12 protein-coding genes are annotated in these 15,916 nt (G+C 72.4%); 11 read left to right on the forward strand and 1 reads right to left on the reverse strand.

Going from position 1 to position 15,916, the window contains the following annotated elements; translation table 11 throughout:
* Positions 1–189: 189 nt before the first annotated feature.
* Entirely contained in the window at positions 190–1,494 is a 1,305-nt protein-coding gene (locus tag AB0B14_RS15165) for a ricin-type beta-trefoil lectin domain protein (RefSeq protein ID WP_357522810.1), read from the reverse strand.
* A 544-nt stretch (positions 1,495–2,038) separates the two neighbouring features.
* Between AB0B14_RS15165 and AB0B14_RS15170 the strand changes: the two genes are divergently transcribed.
* From AB0B14_RS15170 to AB0B14_RS15220, 11 genes are all read left to right on the forward strand, one after another.
* Positions 2,039–2,173: a hypothetical protein gene (locus AB0B14_RS15170; protein WP_357522775.1), complete on the forward strand. Its 135-nt coding sequence runs from the start codon at positions 2,039–2,041 to the stop codon at positions 2,171–2,173.
* Between the two features lie 199 nt (positions 2,174–2,372).
* Positions 2,373–3,038, forward strand: a complete 666-nt coding sequence (locus AB0B14_RS15175; RefSeq protein ID WP_357079282.1) for a GntR family transcriptional regulator — start codon at positions 2,373–2,375, stop codon at positions 3,036–3,038.
* Positions 3,039–3,120: 82 nt separating this feature from the next.
* Complete coding sequence (gene atzF, locus AB0B14_RS15180; protein WP_357522776.1) at positions 3,121–4,923, forward strand: allophanate hydrolase; 1,803 nt, start codon at positions 3,121–3,123, stop codon at positions 4,921–4,923.
* 37 nt (positions 4,924–4,960) lie between these two features.
* Positions 4,961–5,650 carry an isochorismatase family cysteine hydrolase gene (locus AB0B14_RS15185; RefSeq protein WP_357079276.1) on the forward strand — a complete coding sequence of 230 codons (690 nt, stop codon included), beginning with the start codon at positions 4,961–4,963 and terminating at the stop codon, positions 5,648–5,650.
* A 9-nt stretch (positions 5,651–5,659) separates the two neighbouring features.
* A complete protein-coding gene (locus tag AB0B14_RS15190) occupies positions 5,660–6,352 on the forward strand; it encodes a cysteine hydrolase (protein ID WP_357079273.1) in 693 nt (230 codons plus the stop codon).
* A 12-nt stretch (positions 6,353–6,364) separates the two neighbouring features.
* Complete coding sequence (locus AB0B14_RS15195; protein WP_357522777.1) at positions 6,365–7,993, forward strand: regulator; 1,629 nt, start codon at positions 6,365–6,367, stop codon at positions 7,991–7,993.
* Between the two features lie 82 nt (positions 7,994–8,075).
* Entirely contained in the window at positions 8,076–8,453 is a 378-nt protein-coding gene (locus tag AB0B14_RS15200) for an AtzH-like domain-containing protein (RefSeq protein WP_357079267.1), read from the forward strand.
* A 20-nt stretch (positions 8,454–8,473) separates the two neighbouring features.
* Positions 8,474–8,899 carry a hypothetical protein gene (locus tag AB0B14_RS15205; RefSeq protein WP_357522778.1) on the forward strand — a complete coding sequence of 142 codons (426 nt, stop codon included), beginning with the start codon at positions 8,474–8,476 and terminating at the stop codon, positions 8,897–8,899.
* 535 nt (positions 8,900–9,434) lie between these two features.
* The gene (locus AB0B14_RS15210) at positions 9,435–12,314 is read left to right on the forward strand and encodes an AAA family ATPase (protein WP_357522779.1); all 2,880 of its coding nucleotides are present in this window, start codon (positions 9,435–9,437) and stop codon (positions 12,312–12,314) included.
* A 151-nt stretch (positions 12,315–12,465) separates the two neighbouring features.
* Positions 12,466–13,491, forward strand: a complete 1,026-nt coding sequence (locus AB0B14_RS15215) for a hypothetical protein (protein ID WP_357079258.1) — start codon at positions 12,466–12,468, stop codon at positions 13,489–13,491.
* 149 nt (positions 13,492–13,640) lie between these two features.
* Positions 13,641–15,914, forward strand: coding sequence for a TOMM precursor leader peptide-binding protein (locus tag AB0B14_RS15220; protein ID WP_357522780.1), 2,274 nt, complete (start codon positions 13,641–13,643; stop codon positions 15,912–15,914).
* Positions 15,915–15,916: the final 2 nt, after the last annotated feature.

The following is a 15,916-nucleotide window of genomic DNA, read 5'->3' on the forward strand; positions in this document are numbered from 1 at the left end:
GTATCTTTTTCTTTTGGTTTGTTGCCCGGCGGGTGGGGGTCGTATTATTTTTTTTTTTTTTTTTTGGGGGGGGGGGGGGGGGGTTGGGGGGGGGGGGGGGGGGGGGGGGGGTTTTCGCACGCCGGACGGCGACGCGCCGCCCGGGATGGGACCCGGGCGGCGCGTCTTCGGCAGAGGCCGGATGCGGCACTAGGCGCGCGTGCTCCACTGCTGGTTGGCGCTGCCTTGGCAGGCCCAGAGGTGCAGTTGCGTTCCGTTGGCCGTGCCGGAGTTGACGGCGTCGAGGCAGAGCCCCGACTGGGCAGAGGTGATGGTGCCGTTGGAGTTCAGGTTCCACTGCTGGTTGGCCTGGCCGTTGCAGTCCCAGATGATGACAGCGGTGCCGTTGCTGGTGCCCGCCCCGCTGGCGTCCAGACACTTGTTGCCGTAGACGGTCAGGGCGCGGTTGGAGGTGTGGGTCCAGCGCTGGTTGGTGCGACCGTGACAGTCCCACAGCGCCGGGCGAGCCCCGTTTGTGGTGCTGGAACCGGGGACGTCGATGCATCGCCCGGACTGGTTACCCGCGATCAGCACGTTCTGCTGACCACCCGGCGGCGGGCTCGACGGCGGCGGCGTGGTGGTGGGCGGTGCGCTGGTGGGCTGGGTGGACCCGAACTGGCTGAAGAACCCCCACACCTCCTGCTTGACCCAGCTCCGCGCGCCGCTCTCACAGCCGGCACACCCGTCGACCGGGCCCTGCTGGTGGCCGCCGTCGAACGCGGCCCAGAGGACCGGGTATCCGGCCCGGCAGGAGTAGGCGGTGGTGATGTGGGTCAGGCTGCCCGCCCTCGGCTCGGGCGGGTTCTGCGCGGCACAACCGTTGTTACGGACGAACCTGTCGCGCAGCGACCGTCCGCTCGCGATGTTGTCGTTGATGCCGTGGATCCCCAGGTACGCCACGGGCTGGGTGCCGCCGCTGCATCCGCTGATCGCCCCGGGGGCCGCGATTGCCGCGACCGCACGGAACACCGTCGGCCGGGAACACGCCAACGAGTAGCTCATCGCGCCGCCGTAGCTGAACCCGACCGAGAAGCGTTGGGTGGTGTCCACACAGAGCGCGTTGTCGATCATGCGGATCATGTCGTCGGTGAAGGTCACGTCCTCACCGTTGGAGTTGCCCCAGCCGTTGCCGATGCCCTGCGGCGCGACGAAGATCGTCGTGTTGTTCGCCTGGGAGAGCATGCCGTAGTAGGCCCACGGGGCTCCGTCGGTGCCGCCGCTCGCGACCTGGCTGGCGGTGCCACCCAACCAGTGGAACCCGAAGGCCAACCGGTGGGCATAGGTGTTGTTGTAGTTGTCGGGCAGCCGAAGGATGAAGCTGCGGGTCTTTCCGCTGCTCTGGATGGTGTGGGTGCCGCTGTTCAGTCCGGGCGCCTTGCCGCAGCCGGCGGTGCTGGCCGCGGACGCCGACGCGCCGGTCATGATGACGTACGCCCCGACGGCGACGAGCATCATGGCGGCCATGGCCGCCCCTATCCAGGGGGTGGCGAGTTTACGAAGTGGCACAGTCAAACCTCCTTGGGTTTGCGTTGTTGACGATGTGCGGCGTCCGATTCGCGTCGGCGACACGCGGCTGGACGGACGTCCCGTTGTGGTTGTCGGGACGGCGGCCAGCAGGGGACGGCGTGGCTGACGCGGTGCGGACGTCCGTGCGGGCAGGGACGGGCGACGCGGAGTCGACTGTCGACCGATCCGATGGCATCGTGATCCTTCCGCAGTCGAGATCCGTTTACCGCGCCGAAATAGATTAGCATCATCGTCTGACGTATGACGTCGGACGGCGACGCGGCACCAACCGACAGTGTGGACCGCTGACCCAGGAGGCCCCGGCCGGTCCGAATCCCCAGGTCAGGGCACGGGGACGAGGCCCTCCGGTGGTTGGCGCGCCCGGCGCCGAGCGATCGACGTCGGTCATAACTCGGCGGTGTGGTCGAGGTTGTGTCGAGCGCTCCTCGGGGTAGCGGTAGAGAGGCACACCGAAACCCCGGAGGAGGACGAGATGACCGAGCCCAGGTACGTACCGTTTGCAGTGGCCGCCCCCGAACAGCTCATCGACGACGACGGGGCGGGCGCCGACTCCGGCGGGGAGATTGTCGGCGAGGCCGATCGTCACCGCGCCGCCGGCGACGGGTGACCGACGACGGACGCGAGTCGCCTGGTTGATCATGAGGTTGTTGTCATGCGCCACGGCGTGTCGCGGCTACAACCTCATGATCAACGCCCGCACTGTGGCATTGCGACCTGAGGTTCCGCCGCGGGTCGCCCGCGTGGTTGGGCGGCCCGGGGCCGGAGCCGTGGTCGACGCGATGTCTGTCGGTGGCAGACTCATCGGCGTGAACGACGTGGCCGCATCGTCGGTGGATGGTGAGCTGGAGAGTGTCAGTCTGGTGGACCTCGCCGTCTCTCGGCTGACCCGGGAAATCCTCAGCGGCAAGAGCGATCCGGGCGAACGCCTGGTGGAGGAGCAGTTGACCCGGCGGCTGGGGATCAGCCGGGCTCCGTTGCGGGAGGCCCTGCGGCTGCTGGCCCAGCAGGGTTTGGTCGAGCACGTGCCGCGGCGGGGGGTCCGGGTGGCCACCCTGTCGGACCGCGACGTGCGGGAGCTGTACGAGCTGCGGGACGTCCTGGAGCAGTTCTCGGTGCGCGCCGGGATCCCGGTCGGCCGGGACAGCGACCTGGCCGGGTTGCGGGCGACCCTGGACCAGATGCGGGAGGCGACCCGGGCCGGCGACCGGATGGCGGTCGCCGAGTCGCACCGGGAGTTCCACGTCGCGCTGGTGGCGCTCGCCGGCAATCGGCAGCTCTCCGCCGTGTACGGGTCGATCCTGGTGAAGTTGCAGCTCTACATGGCGATCAACCTGCGCCGGGAGGCGGAGCTGGCGCAGCCGTTGGACGGGGTCCACCGGCATGAGCGGCTGTTCGAGGCGGTCGCCGGGGGAGACCCGGAGGAGGTGCTCACCGTCCTCGCCGGGCACGGTGCGCGCTCGTACCTCGGTTAGGGGGCGGGGCGGCCGGAGTGCCGTCATGTCGTCGTTACACAGCGCGCTGGTTCCCGTAACAGTTCAGTCGACAATCGACTGTATGCCAGAGCCAGTAGGGTCCATCTCGGAGCTTCGGTCGGCGTACCGCGACGGCAGCCTGACCCCGGCGGGCCAGGCCGAGCGTGTCCTGGACGGACTCGCCGGGCGGGACGGCGGGCCGGTCTGGATCAGCACCGTCCCGGCCGACCGCCTGCGCGCCCGTGCCGAGTCGCTGACCCGCCACGGTGATCCCGCGCTGCCGCTGTACGGGATCCCGTTCGCGGTCAAGGACAACATCGACGTGGCCGGCATGATCACCACCGCCGGCTGCCCCGACTTCGGGTACCGGGCCGCTGAGGACGCACCTGTGGTGCGCCGGCTGCTCGACGCCGGCGCGATGCTCGTCGGCAAGACCAACCTCGACCAGTTCGCCACCGGCCTGACCGGCGCGCGCTCGCCGTACGGCAGCTGCCCGAGCGTCTTCGGCGGCGGGCTGATCTCCGGCGGCTCCAGCTCCGGCTCGGCGGTCGCGGTCGCCGCCGGCCAGGTCAGCTTCGCCCTGGGTACGGACACCGCCGGCTCCGGCCGGGTGCCGGCGGCGCTGAACGGGATCGTCGGCCTCAAGCCCACCCCGGGTCTGCTCAGCGCGGCCGGCGTGGTCCCGGCCTGCCGCTCGCTGGACTGCGTGTCGGTCTTCGCCGCCGACGTCGCCGGTGCCGTCGAGGTGTTGCACGCGGCCCGTGGCGTCACGGCGGCCGACCCCTGGGGGCGTCCGCTGCCGACGGAGCGGGTGGTGGCCCGCATGCCGGGGACGCTACGCCTCGGGGTGCCCCGGGCAGAAGACCTCGAGTTCTTCGGCGACGCCGGGCAGGAGACCCGGTTCGTCGCGGGAGTGCAGCGGCTGCGCACCTTCGTCGGCTCCACTCGGTCCGTGCCGCTCGGTGACTTCTTCGAGGCCGGCGACCTGCTGTACCAGGGGCCCTGGGTGGCCGAGCGGCTGGTCGCGCTGGACGGCTTCCTGCGGTCGCATCCCGACTCGGTCCTCGCGGTCACCCGGGCCGTGCTGGAGACCGGCCGGCGCTACGACGCGATCGACGCCTTCCGGGGCCAGCACCGCCTGCGCGAGCTGCGAGCACAGGTCGACGAGCTCTGGCAGGACATCGACGTGCTGGTCGTACCCACCGTCGGCACCACGTTCACGCTCGACGAGATCGCCGAGGATCCGATCGGGCGCAACGCCATGCTCGGCCGTTACACCCAGTTCGCGAACCTGCTCGACCTGGCCGCCGTGACCGTGCCCAACGGATTCACCAGCACCGGCCGCCCGGCGAGCCTGACCCTCCTCGGCCCGGCGTTCACCGACACCACACTGGCCCGACTGGCCGCCGCCCTCACCGACGGCGGCGCACCGACCCGAGTGGTCGAGGCCAGCCCACCACCGGCGCAGCGTCCGGCGGACCTGCTGATCGCCGTGGTGGGCCGACACCTGACGGGCGAGTCCCGCAACGGTGAGCTGGTCGGGCACGGTGCCGCCCTCGTCGACACCGCCCGCACCGCGCCGCTCTACCGGCTCTTCCGGATGGACACGCCCGACGGCGAGGGACTGCCCGGGCTGGTCCGGATGGCGCCGGACGGGCCGGCGGGCCATCCGATCGAGGTCGAGCTGTGGCGACTGCCCGGCTCCGCGGTCGGCGGGTTGCTGGCCGGGGTCCCGGCCCCCCTCTCGCTCGGCTGGATCCGGCTCGACGACGGGCGCGACGTGCTCGGTTTCCTCTGCGAGGCGTACGCCGCCGGCCCACCGGCCGAGGACATCAGCGCCACCGGTGGGTGGCGGGCCTACCGGCACGCCGCCGCGCGGCGCTGACGCGCCAGCACCAGCGATCACGACAGGAGGCGAGAGGATGGGCAGCATCGGGCCGGTACCGGCCAACCCCTACCCGTGGCCGTACGACGGCGCGGCGGACACCGCGCGCACCGCACTGCTCTGTATCGACTGGCAGACCGACTTCTGCGGGCCGGGCGGCTACGTCGACGCGATGGGTTACGACATCGGCCTCACCCGGGCCGGCCTGCCGGCCACCGCCCGGCTGCTGGAGCACGCCCGATCACTCGGCATGCTCGTCGTGCACACCCGGGAGGGGCACGACCCGCAACTGTCGGACCTGCCGGCGAACAAGCGGTGGCGCTCGGCGCGCATCGGCGCCGAGATCGGCACCGCCGGTCCGGCCGGCCGGATCCTGATCAGGGGCGAGCCGGGCTGGGAGATCGTGCCCGAGGTCGCCCCGGTGGCCGGCGAGGTGATCATCGACAAGCCGGGCAAGGGCGCATTCTACGCCACCAACCTCGACCTGGTGCTGCGCACCCGGGGCATCACCCACCTGATCCTCACCGGCATCACCACCGACGTCTGCGTGCACACCACGATGCGCGAGGCGAACGACCGGGGGTACGAGTGCCTGATCCTCTCCGACTGCACCGGCGCCACCGACAAGGCCAACCACGACGCGGCACTGCACATGGTCACCATGCAGGGCGGCGTCTTCGGCTGCGTCACCACATCCGACGACGTCATCGCCGCCACGGCCCAGTGAGGTGCGCCCATGTTGACCATCCCCGCCGCACGGCCCGGCCCGTACACCTTCGACCTCTCGACCACGGCGCTGCTCGTCATCGACATGCAGCGCGACTTCCTGGAGCCCGGCGGGTTCGGCGCGAGCCTGGGCAACGACGTCGGTCAGCTGCGCCGCACCATCCCGCCGCTCGCGGCGCTGCTGGCCGACGCCCGCGCCGTCGGCCTGAGCATCGTGCACACCCGCGAGGGGCACCTGCCCGACCTGTCCGACTGCCCGCCGGCCAAACTCAGCCGCGGAGCGCCCAGCAGGCGGATCGGTGACCTCGGCCCCAAGGGCCGGATCCTCATCCGCGGCGAGTACGGCCACGACATCATCGACGAGCTGGCCCCGCTGCCCGACGAGCCGGTCATCGACAAGCCCGGCAAGGGTGCCTTCTACGCCACCGAACTGGACGGCCTGCTCGTCGAGCGGGGCGTCCGCAGTCTCCTGGTCACCGGGGTCACCACCGAGGTGTGCGTGCACACGACCGTCCGGGAGGCCAACGACCGCGGGTACGAGTGCCTCGTGCTCGCCGACTGCGTCGGGTCCTACTTCCCCGAGTTCCAGCGGGTCGGCCTCGACATGATCGCCGCCCAGGGCGGGATCTTCGGGTGGGTCGCCGACTCGGCGCAGCTCCGCGCCGTGCTGCCCACCACCACCGTGTTGCAACCCTCTTCCTGACCGGGAGCAGCCATGGTCTCGACCAAGCCCACCGTCGCCCCGCTCCCGTACTGGGTGCGCGGCGACACCAACGCGTTCTTCGGCTTCGGCGTCAACGTCCTGGTCAACGTGCTCACCCTGACCGGGCTCTGCCTCGCCGTGGTGAACCTTCCCGAGGGGGAGGTGTTCGGCACCATTCTGCCGGCGCTGGGTATCGCCCTGGTCGCCGGCAACATCTACTACACCTACCTGGCCCGTCGGCTGGCCCGCCGGGAGCACCGCACCGACGTGACGGCCCTGCCGTACGGGCCGAGCGTGCCGCACATGTTCATCGTCATCTTCGTCATCATGCTGCCGATCTACCTGCGTACCCAGGATCCCGTCCGGGCCTGGGAGGCCGGGCTGGCGTGGGCCTTCATCATCGGCGTGATCGTGCTGATCGGCGCGTTCGTCGGGCCGTACATCCGCCGGTACGCGCCCCGGGCCGCGCTGCTCGGCACCCTCGCGGGCATCTCCATCACGTTCATCTCGATGAACCCGGCCGGGCAGATGTGGCGGATGGCCTGGGTGGCCCTACCGGTCTTCGCGCTGCTGCTGATCGGTCTGCTCACCGACGTGAAACTGCCGTTCAACTTCCCGATCGGGCTCGCCGCACTGCTGCTCGGCACCGCGATCGGCTGGGCCGGCGGTGCGATGTCGGTGCCGGACGTCACGGCCGCCGCCCGGGACATCGCGATCGCCGTACCCTCGTTCAAGCTGGACCTGCTCGTCAGCGGGCTGACCGACATGGCCCCGCTGCTGGCGACGGCGATCCCGCTCGGTGTCTACAACTTCACCGAGGGCATGACCAACGTGGAGAGCGCCGCCACCGCGGGCGACAACTACAACCTGCGTAGCGTGCTGCTGGCCGACGGCGCGGGCGCGGTGATCGGGGCCGCGCTCGGCTCGCCCTTCCCGCCGGCCGTCTATGTCGGACACCCGGGTTGGAAGGCGGCCGGTGGCCGCAGCGGCTACTCGATGGCGACCGGTGTGGTGATCGCGGTGCTCTGCTTCCTCGGCATGTTCGGGCTGCTCGGCGCGATCTTCCCGACGGCGGCCATCGTGCCGATCCTGCTCTACATCGGGTTGCTGATCGGGGCGCAGGCGTTCCAGGCGACCCCCCGGGCGCACGCCGCCGCCGTGGTCGCCGCGCTGATCCCGAACATCGCGGCCTGGGCGACCGGGCAGATCGACAACGCGCTGGCGGCGGCCGGCACCACCGCCGCCGCGGTCGGCGACGACGCGCTCAACGGCGCGGGTGTGATCTACGACGGGCTGCTGGTGCTCGGTCAGGGAGCGATCCTCGCCGGCCTGGTGCTCGGCGCGGTGGTGGTCTTCATCATCGACAAACGGTTCGTCCGGGCCGCGATCTTCGCCGGCACCGGCGCGGTGCTGTCATTCGTCGGGCTGATCCACGGTGAGCGGATCGAGTGGAACGCCAACGGTCAGGTGGCACTCGGCTACCTCTTCGTCGCGGTGATCTGCGGAATCTTCGCGCTGGGTCGCCCCACACCCCGCGAGCCGGACCCGGAGGAGGCCGCACTGGACCGGGAGCACGGTCCGGCTGACGTCGGCACCGAGCGGGCCGACGGCGAGCGGCGGACGTCGGCGCTGAGCGGCTGAGCCGGCCGGCCCGGTCGGAGGTGTCACGGTCACCGACCGGGCCGGCCGGTTCCCGACCCACCGGATCGAAGGGACGTACCGCATGGAGATCGACCGGACGGACGTGGTCGCCGAGGTGACGGCGGCCTTCGCCGCCTACGAGCGGGCGTTGGCCGACGGCGACGCCGAGGAGATCTGCGGATACTTCTGGGACTCCGACCAGACCGTGCGCTTCGGCCTCGCCGACCATCAGTACGGGTTGGACGAGCAGCGCAAGTGGCGGGCCGCACAGCCACCACTGCCGGCCGGTCGCCGGCTGGTCGACCCGGTGGTCACCACGTTCGGGCCGGACCTGGCGGTCGTGACGACCCGATTCGGGTACGCCGGCACCGCCGCCACCGGGCGGCAGACCCAGACCTGGGTACGCCTGCCCGTCGGTTGGCGGATCGTCACCGCCCACGTCTCCGTCTCGGCCGGCTAGGATTTCGTTACGCTTCGCCGATGGCCAGACTGCCAGCGACGTTCAGCGTTCCGGTCGTTCGTGCGGACTTCCGCGACGACGGCGGGTGGGAGCGGCTCAGAGCCGAGATCGTCAACCCCACGCCGGAGGGCTTCCTGGCCGATGTCGAGTTCGTCGAGGACCGTGAGCTGACCGGCCTCGACGACACGGCGATCGCGGCCGGCTACCCCCGCGCCTACCCGCAGGAGTACCGGCACCCGGTGGTCTTCGTCGTCGACGCCGTCACCGTCTCGCTGCCGGAGCATCCACTGCTCGTGGTCAATCTGAACGAAGGTGACGAGACGGGTCCGTTCCGGGCGCTGCCCCGGCAGGTCCAGGCGATCGAGAACAACCTGTCGATCGCGAACATGGACTTCTTCGAGTTCGCGCGGGCCGCCGATCCGGACGGTGTCTTTCGAGGCTTCTGAGCGCGGTGCCGGCACGGGGTGAGCGGCGCGGCGACGAGCGCGGCAGCCGACGCGCCACGGTCGCCGACGCCTGCGCGTCGAGCCCGGAGGTCGTCGCTGGTCTGCGGCAGCCGGTGCGCCTTCCCGCCAGTTGAGATAATCACCCAGGTTGTTTTGTATAGGCGCTGGTGACTGCGGTGATATCAGGTGAGCTGCCGTCTGGCAATCAGCCGGGTGTCCTGGCCCGAGCAGCGCAAGGGCGTTGTCCATGGTTCATGTCGACACCAAACACAAACCCAGTGGCGCGTTCCAAGTCGGCTGATGGTGTCTCGGAACGTTGGCTGCGGGGTGATTTAATGGGTTTCCGGGATATCGTTCCAGCCTTCGGGCGACCGGTCCCTTTCAACGAATTGTGGTGTGCTGCCGGGTAATGCTTGTGTGCCCATGCCGGTTGGTGGGCAAGAGCTGGTCACTTCTGCATATTCGACATTTGCCGGTGCTCCGGTATAGTGCGAGCAATCCCTTTGAGTGCGCCGGAAAGCGTCTGATCTGCGTGATGACAACTGGGCTGGAAAATGCGTCGAAAGACCCGTGCTTCGTTGGGCGGCGACCACAGTTGGCGCGTATCGAGAGAGCCCAGGCCACCGTGCTGAGCCGTGGCTGGCAAATGGTTTGCGAGGTGGTGGGGGAGCCGGGCATCGGCAAGACCCGGTTCGTCCACGAGGCCCTGGAACGCAGTGTCCCCACCGTCCCGTGGGCGATCGGGACCTGCTCGCCCGACGAGCGAGGCGTTCCCTTCCACGTGTTCCGACACGCCCTCACGGCGGGGCAGGCCCCCCGACGCGGGCTGCGTTCCGGACGGTCCACCGGGCAGACCTGGGCCGAGTCCGCCGCCGAGGTGCCACCCGCGCCGGCGCGGGCGTCGGACGCCCGACGGTTCCGGACCTACCAGTCGGCCCGCCGGCTGATCGGCCTGGCGGCCCGGGACGGTCTGGTGCTCGTCCTCGACGACCTGCACTGGGCGGACGCCTCCTCCGCCGGTCTGATCACCCACCTCCTGCGGTATCCGGTGCCGGCCCCGCTGCTGCTCGTGCTCGTCTACCGCCCCCGGCAGATGGCGACTCCGATGCCGTTCGGTCCACCGGATCCGGGCGAGGACGCCGATGCCGCGCCGACGTCACACGACCGGATCGAGCTCCGCCCGCTCGGCCTCGCCGAGGTCGCGCTGCTGCACCCCTACGTCGACCAGGTGGAACTACGCGCCCGCTACGACGTGAGCGGCGGAAACCCCGGTTACCTGGCGGCGCTGCCGGGCGATGCCACCTCCAACGGCGCCGAACCGATCCGTGCGGCACCGGGCGCCCGGCTGTCCGACGCGGCGGTGGCCGTGCTGCGACGTGAGTGGGCCGGCCTGCCCCCCGTCGAGCTGGCCTGCCTGCGCGCCGGGGCGATCGTCGATGCGCCCTTCGCCGCGGACCTGCTCGCCGAGGTCGCGCAGGTCCCGGTGGCCCTGGCGGTCGAGGCCGGCTGGCGGCTGGCCCGGCTCGACCTGATCCGCCGCGTCCCCGGCACCGGGCGGTTCGCCTTCCGGCACCCGGTGCTGCGCATGGCGGTCGCCCAGGACACCGACCCGGCGTGGCAGGTGGAGGCGTGTGCGCGGGCGCTGGGCGCGTTGGTCGAGCTGGGCGCGCCGCCCGCGGACCTGGCCCGCTACGCGGAGCGCCTGCTCGCCCTGCCGAACGGCCGCTGGGCCGACCGCTGCGTCAACGTGCTCTGCCGGGCCGCACAGGAGGTCCGACGCGAGACTCCGGACCTGGCCATCCGCTGGCTACGGCTGGCGTTGCGGGCGCTGCGGCCGACGGCCGGTCTGGCGCAGCGCCGCCAGGACGTGTCACTCGCGTTGGCCCAGATCACCGGGGAGGCGGGCGACCTGGCCGAGAGCCGGGCCCTGCTCCAGGAGATCGTGCCGCTGTTCCCCGCCGACGCCCAGGGCCGACGGGCGCAGGCGGTAGCCCTCTGGGCGCGGGTGGAACGCCTGCTCGGCAACTACGCCGAGGCGGCGGCCATCAGCCGGCGCGAGCTGGCCGACCTGCCAGCCGCAGCCGAACCCACCGGCGGCTACCGCCTCGCCACCGAGATCGGCGTCGCCGGCATCCTGGCCGGCCACCCGGTGGCCGGGCTGCCCGACGGGCTCCACGCAGATCTCGGCGGCTCCGGCGCGGATCGGGCCGGCCTGCTGGCCGTCCGCGGTCTGGCCGCCGCACACGAGGGCGCACTCGACGACGCCCGAGGCCTGCTCGATGCCGGTGCCCGGATCATCGACGCGCTGCCGGACACCGACGTGCGGGACCACCCCGACTGCCTCACCGCGCTCGGCCTGACCGAGTTGTACCTCGAACGGCAAGCCGACGCGGTGCGACACCTCGACCGAGGGGTCACGCTCGTCCGCGCCGCGCACCGCGACGACGGCCTGTGCCAGTTGCTGCTCGGTCGCAGCCAGGTGGCCTACCACGGCGGCCAACTGAACACCGCCATCGGACTGGCCACCGAGGCGGGCATCGTCGCCCGACGCATCGGCAGCCACCACCTGTTGAGCTTCGCCCTGGCGTTCGAGGCGGAGGCGACGGCGTGGCGTGGTGGCCCGCGCGACGACGACCGGGCGGTGGCGTTGGCCCGAAGTGCCGCCGGCATCGCCACCGATCTGACCACCTGGTGCGGTCGTACCGCCGCGACGGCGCTGGCCACCGCGTCGCTGCTGTCCGGTGACCCGGCGACCTGCGCCGAGTTGGTGCGCTCGGCCGGCGGCGACAGCCGGCTGAGCCGTCTGCAGACCACCCTGCGACCCCGGTGGTTCGAGCTGCTCTGTGCCGCCGCGCTCGCCGCGGGCGAGCTGACCGACGCCGAACGGCAGGCGCGGCTGGCGATGGCCGAGGCGGAGCAGGTCGGTCTCCCCGGGCAGCGGGGCTTCGCCGAGTCGGCGTACGGCGAGGTGTTGCTCGCCCGCGGCGAGGCCGTGGCGGCCCTGCCGCACCTGGAGACCGCGGCCGACCTGTTCCGTGCCGGCGGGATGGTGCTCCGGCGCAGCCTCGCGCTGGCCTCCCTGGCCCGGGCGGCAGAGGCCGCGGAGCAGACCGGCCCGGCGGCGCGGGCCCGCCGCCGGGCGCTGGAGCTGGCCGGGTGGTGCGGGACGGAACGGGTCGCCCTGCGACTGGCCCGCCCGGTCGGCCCGCGCGAGGTCGCCGCCCTGACCGACCGGGAGTGGCACATCGCCCGGCTGGCAGCCACCGGGGCCACCAGCCGACTGATCGGGCGGCAGCTGAACATCAGCCCCCGCACGGTGGAGGCGCACCTGACCCGCATCTACCGCAAGGCGGGCGTCGCCTCCCGATCGGCTCTGGTCGCCTGGGTCGCTCGGCTCGATGACACCGATCGGTGACCGCGACCCGGGCCGGATGACGTCGTTCGGTGCAACGTCGACGGGGCGGGCAGCACGAGGCCGCGCCGCCGCCGTCGTGGCCCGAGCGCCGCTCACATACTCGACTGCATCGGGCGCGACTCCCGTGCACCGGTGGTGGATGGAGGACGAGATGCTGGGCAGAAGATCCGTCAGGAGCCCGCGTACCCCCACCGCGCCGGTGCCGGCCACGCCGATCGGCGCCGCCGTGCTGGCGCTGCTCGTGCTGGCCGGCTGTGGTGGCGAGCCGGTGGACGCGGCGACCCCCGCACCCCAGGGTTCGGCCGCCTTCGGTCGGGACCGGGCCGCCCTGGTGCTCACCGCCTTCGACCAGGCCGACTCCGCCGCCTCGGTGGCCGGTGACGTCGAGGCGCTGCGGGCCCAGGAGGTCTCGCCCTCGCTGGACCTCAGCATCGCCGCGGTGCGCCGGGCCGCCTACAACCAGCGTCCACAACCGTCCTTCCAGCACATCAACCCGGCCTTCGCGGTGCCGCCCGGCGACCCGACCTGCTTCCTCGTCACGGCCACTCTCCGACTGAGCGGCTCGGAGCTGGCCCCCACCGACGTCAGCCAGTTCGTGCGCGGTGCCGACAACCAGTGGCAGCTCAGCCACAACGTGCAGGTCACCCAACCGTCGCTGGTGGTCGCCCGGAGCATCGACGGCCGCCCAGCCACGGCCGGCGGCACCGCCCTGGACGAGACCAGCCGCCGGGCCCTCGAAGCCGAGGTGTTCGCCCGCAGCATCGGGTCCACGACGGGCAACCGGGCCCTGGTCGCGTCGAGCCCGCTGCTCGACGGCCAGTTCGCCGGCGGTTGGGAGGTCTACGGGCAGCAGCTCGCCGGGGCCGGCGCGGCGGTGCGGCGGACGATGGACAAGGCGGAGTGGTCGGACTGCGCCGTCGCGGTGCCGACCGGCACGCTGACCTTCCTGACCATCCACGCCACCGACACGCTGCGCCCGGCGCCCGGCGGCCCGGCCACCGTCCAGATGGTGCCGCAGAGCCCCGACCTGATCGCCACCGGTCACCGCACCCCGATCCGGGGGAAGTCGATCCGGGTCACCCGGGTGGAGACCTTCGTGCTGCTCGTGCCGGCGCAGACCAGCGGCACGACGGTGCTGGGGCTCAACGACAGCGCGTTGACCGTCACCGCCGGCTGACCCGGCCGTCGAGCGTCCACCGTGCCGCCGACGGCAGAAACCGGTGGCATCACTCGGATCGGACGCCACCGACCGCGACGATGGCAGCAGCCGTGATCGCCGGCGGGGCCGGCGGTGCCGCGGTCCGGCCACCAGGCCCGGGAGGAACCATGTGGCGTCCGCGCTTCCGATCCGACTACGTGCCGGTGCGGCTGCCCGACGGCCCGCTCGTGGTGCTGGGGGAGACCCGCAGCCTCCTCATCGACGACCCGGTGACCGCGGACCTGGCCGGCCAGCTCGACGGCGCCGCGCCGCTGGCCGACGTGGTGGCCCGGCTGGCCACCCGCCACCCGGTCGCCGCCGTCGCCGCCGCCCTCGCCCGGCTGCGCGACCACGGCCTGCTGGTGTCCGGGCCGGCGCACACGTCGCCGGCCGAGGCCGCCGGCTGGGACGCCCGGGGTGTCCCGCCCGAGGCCGGACAGCGGTGGATGGCCGGCGGCCCGGTGACCATCGTGGACCTCGGGGCGCCCCGGGTGGCCGAGACCGCCGACGCGCTGCGCGCCCTCGGGCTCGCCGTGACGGTGGTCGGGCCGGACGCGACAGACCCCGACCCGAGCACCCAGGTGCTGGTGCTGCCGTCGTCGATGCTCGACCCCCGGCTGGCCCTGATCAACGACCGCCACCTGGCCGCCGATCGCGCCTGGACCCTGGCCCGGCCACACGGCAACGTCGTCTTCCTCGGCCCGCACCTCGTGCCGGGCCGCACCGGCTGTTGGGCCTGCCTGCGGCAACGGTGGCAGGAGAACGAACAGGTGAACGCCTTCCTCGACGGGCAGGACCTGACGGATCCGCTACCGCAGCCCGGCCGCGCGGTCCTGCCCGGACTGGCCACCACGGCCGCCGGGCTGCTCGCCGCCGAACTCGCCGTGCTGGCCGTCCGGGGCACGTCACCCCGCCTCACCGGCCGGATGGTCGCCCTGGACACCCGGGACCTGAGCACGGAGAGCCACCAACTGGTACGCCAGCCGCAGTGCCCCGCCTGCGGCGACCCGGACCTCGTCGGTAAGGCCGAGCCCCGCATCGACCTGCCACCCAGCGGCACCCAGCCCAGTCGGGGTGGGGACTCCCGCACCCGGGAACCCGCCGAGGCGTACGCCGCGCTCGCGCACCACGTCAGCCGGTACCTGGGCGTGGTGAGCCGGCTGACACCGCTGGAGGCGACCGACAACGGCGTCACCCACACCTACTCGGCCGGGCACAACTTCGCCCAGCCCCGCCAACTCGCCGCGTTGCGCCGCAACCTGCGCGGGCAGAGCGGCGGCAAGGGCCGCACCGACCTGCAGGCCCGGATGAGCGCGGTCGGCGAGGCGGTGGAGCGCTACTGCGGCGTGTGGCGCGGCGACCGCCCCGTGCACCGGGCGACCTACCGGCAACTCGGTCCGGACCGCGCGGTCCACCTGCGGGAGTTGCTGCTGTTCTCGGAACGCCAGTACGCCGACCGGGATCGGCTCAACCGCGACCTGGGCCACCTGCACCGCGTTCCCCGCCCGCTGCCCGACGAGGTGGAGCTGGACTGGACCACCGGTTGGTCGCTGACCCGGCAGGCGCCGCGCGAGTTGCCCGCCGCGCACTGCTGGTACGGGCATCCGGAGCTGACCGGGCTGGGGGTGTGCTCGGCCGACTCGAACGGCTGCGCGGCCGGCGGCACCCGGTCCGAGGCGATCCTGCAGGGCTTCTGCGAACTCGTGGAGCGCGACAGCGTGGCCCTGTGGTGGTACCACCGTTCCCGGATGCCCGGGGTGGACCTCGCCTCGTTCGCCGACCCGTGGACCGCCGCCTGCGTCGACCACCACGCCACCGCCCTGGGCCGCGAGCTGTGGGCCCTCGACCTGACCGCCGACCTCGGCGTACCCACGTTCGCCGCGGTGTCCCGGCGGGTCGACGCGGGGCCGGAGGACGTCCTGGTCGGCTTCGGCGCGCACCTGGACGCGCGGGTCGCGCTGACCCGGGCGCTCACCGAGGTGAACCAGTTCCTGCCCGCCGTCGCCGGACCCACCTCCACCCGCAACCGGTACGGCGCCGACGATCCGGACACCGCGCGCTGGTTCACCACCGTGCGGGTGGCCGACCAGCCGTGGCTGGCCCCGGATCCCACCCGGCCGGCCAGCACCGCCGCGGACCACCCGGCGCTGACCACCGGCGATGTCGGCGACGACGTGCGCCGGTGCGTACGCCGGGCGGAGCGGGCCGGCCTGGAGGTCATCGTCGTCGACCAGTCCCGTCCGGACGTCGACCTGGCGGTGGTGAAGGTCGTCGTGCCGGGGCTGCGGCACTTCTGGCGCCGACTCGGGCCCGGCCGGCTGTGGGACGTGCCGGCCCGCCTCGGCCGGGGCCCGCTGGCCGCCGACGAGACGTCGGCCAATCCGCTGAACGTCTTCTTCTAGTG

The organism is Micromonospora sp. NPDC049171 (assembly GCF_040648275.1).
Lineage (GTDB): Bacteria > Actinomycetota > Actinomycetes > Mycobacteriales > Micromonosporaceae > Micromonospora.

What these genes read in the sequence shown, in the direction of transcription:
- AB0B14_RS15165 (WP_357522810.1), bottom strand. Translation starts at nt 1,494, where the DNA reads ATGATGCTCGTCGCCGTCGGGGCGTACGTCATCATGACCGGCGCGTCG.
- AB0B14_RS15170 (WP_357522775.1), top strand. Translation starts at nt 2,039, where the DNA reads ATGACCGAGCCCAGGTACGTACCGTTTGCAGTGGCCGCCCCCGAACAG.
- atzF (WP_357522776.1), top strand. Translation starts at nt 3,121, where the DNA reads ATGCCAGAGCCAGTAGGGTCCATCTCGGAGCTTCGGTCGGCGTACCGC.
- AB0B14_RS15185 (WP_357079276.1), top strand. Translation starts at nt 4,961, where the DNA reads ATGGGCAGCATCGGGCCGGTACCGGCCAACCCCTACCCGTGGCCGTAC.
- AB0B14_RS15190 (WP_357079273.1), top strand. Translation starts at nt 5,660, where the DNA reads ATGTTGACCATCCCCGCCGCACGGCCCGGCCCGTACACCTTCGACCTC.
- AB0B14_RS15195 (WP_357522777.1), top strand. Translation starts at nt 6,365, where the DNA reads ATGGTCTCGACCAAGCCCACCGTCGCCCCGCTCCCGTACTGGGTGCGC.
- AB0B14_RS15200 (WP_357079267.1), top strand. Translation starts at nt 8,076, where the DNA reads ATGGAGATCGACCGGACGGACGTGGTCGCCGAGGTGACGGCGGCCTTC.
- AB0B14_RS15205 (WP_357522778.1), top strand. Translation starts at nt 8,474, where the DNA reads ATGGCCAGACTGCCAGCGACGTTCAGCGTTCCGGTCGTTCGTGCGGAC.
- AB0B14_RS15210 (WP_357522779.1), top strand. Translation starts at nt 9,435, where the DNA reads ATGACAACTGGGCTGGAAAATGCGTCGAAAGACCCGTGCTTCGTTGGG.
- AB0B14_RS15215 (WP_357079258.1), top strand. Translation starts at nt 12,466, where the DNA reads ATGCTGGGCAGAAGATCCGTCAGGAGCCCGCGTACCCCCACCGCGCCG.
- AB0B14_RS15220 (WP_357522780.1), top strand. Translation starts at nt 13,641, where the DNA reads ATGTGGCGTCCGCGCTTCCGATCCGACTACGTGCCGGTGCGGCTGCCC.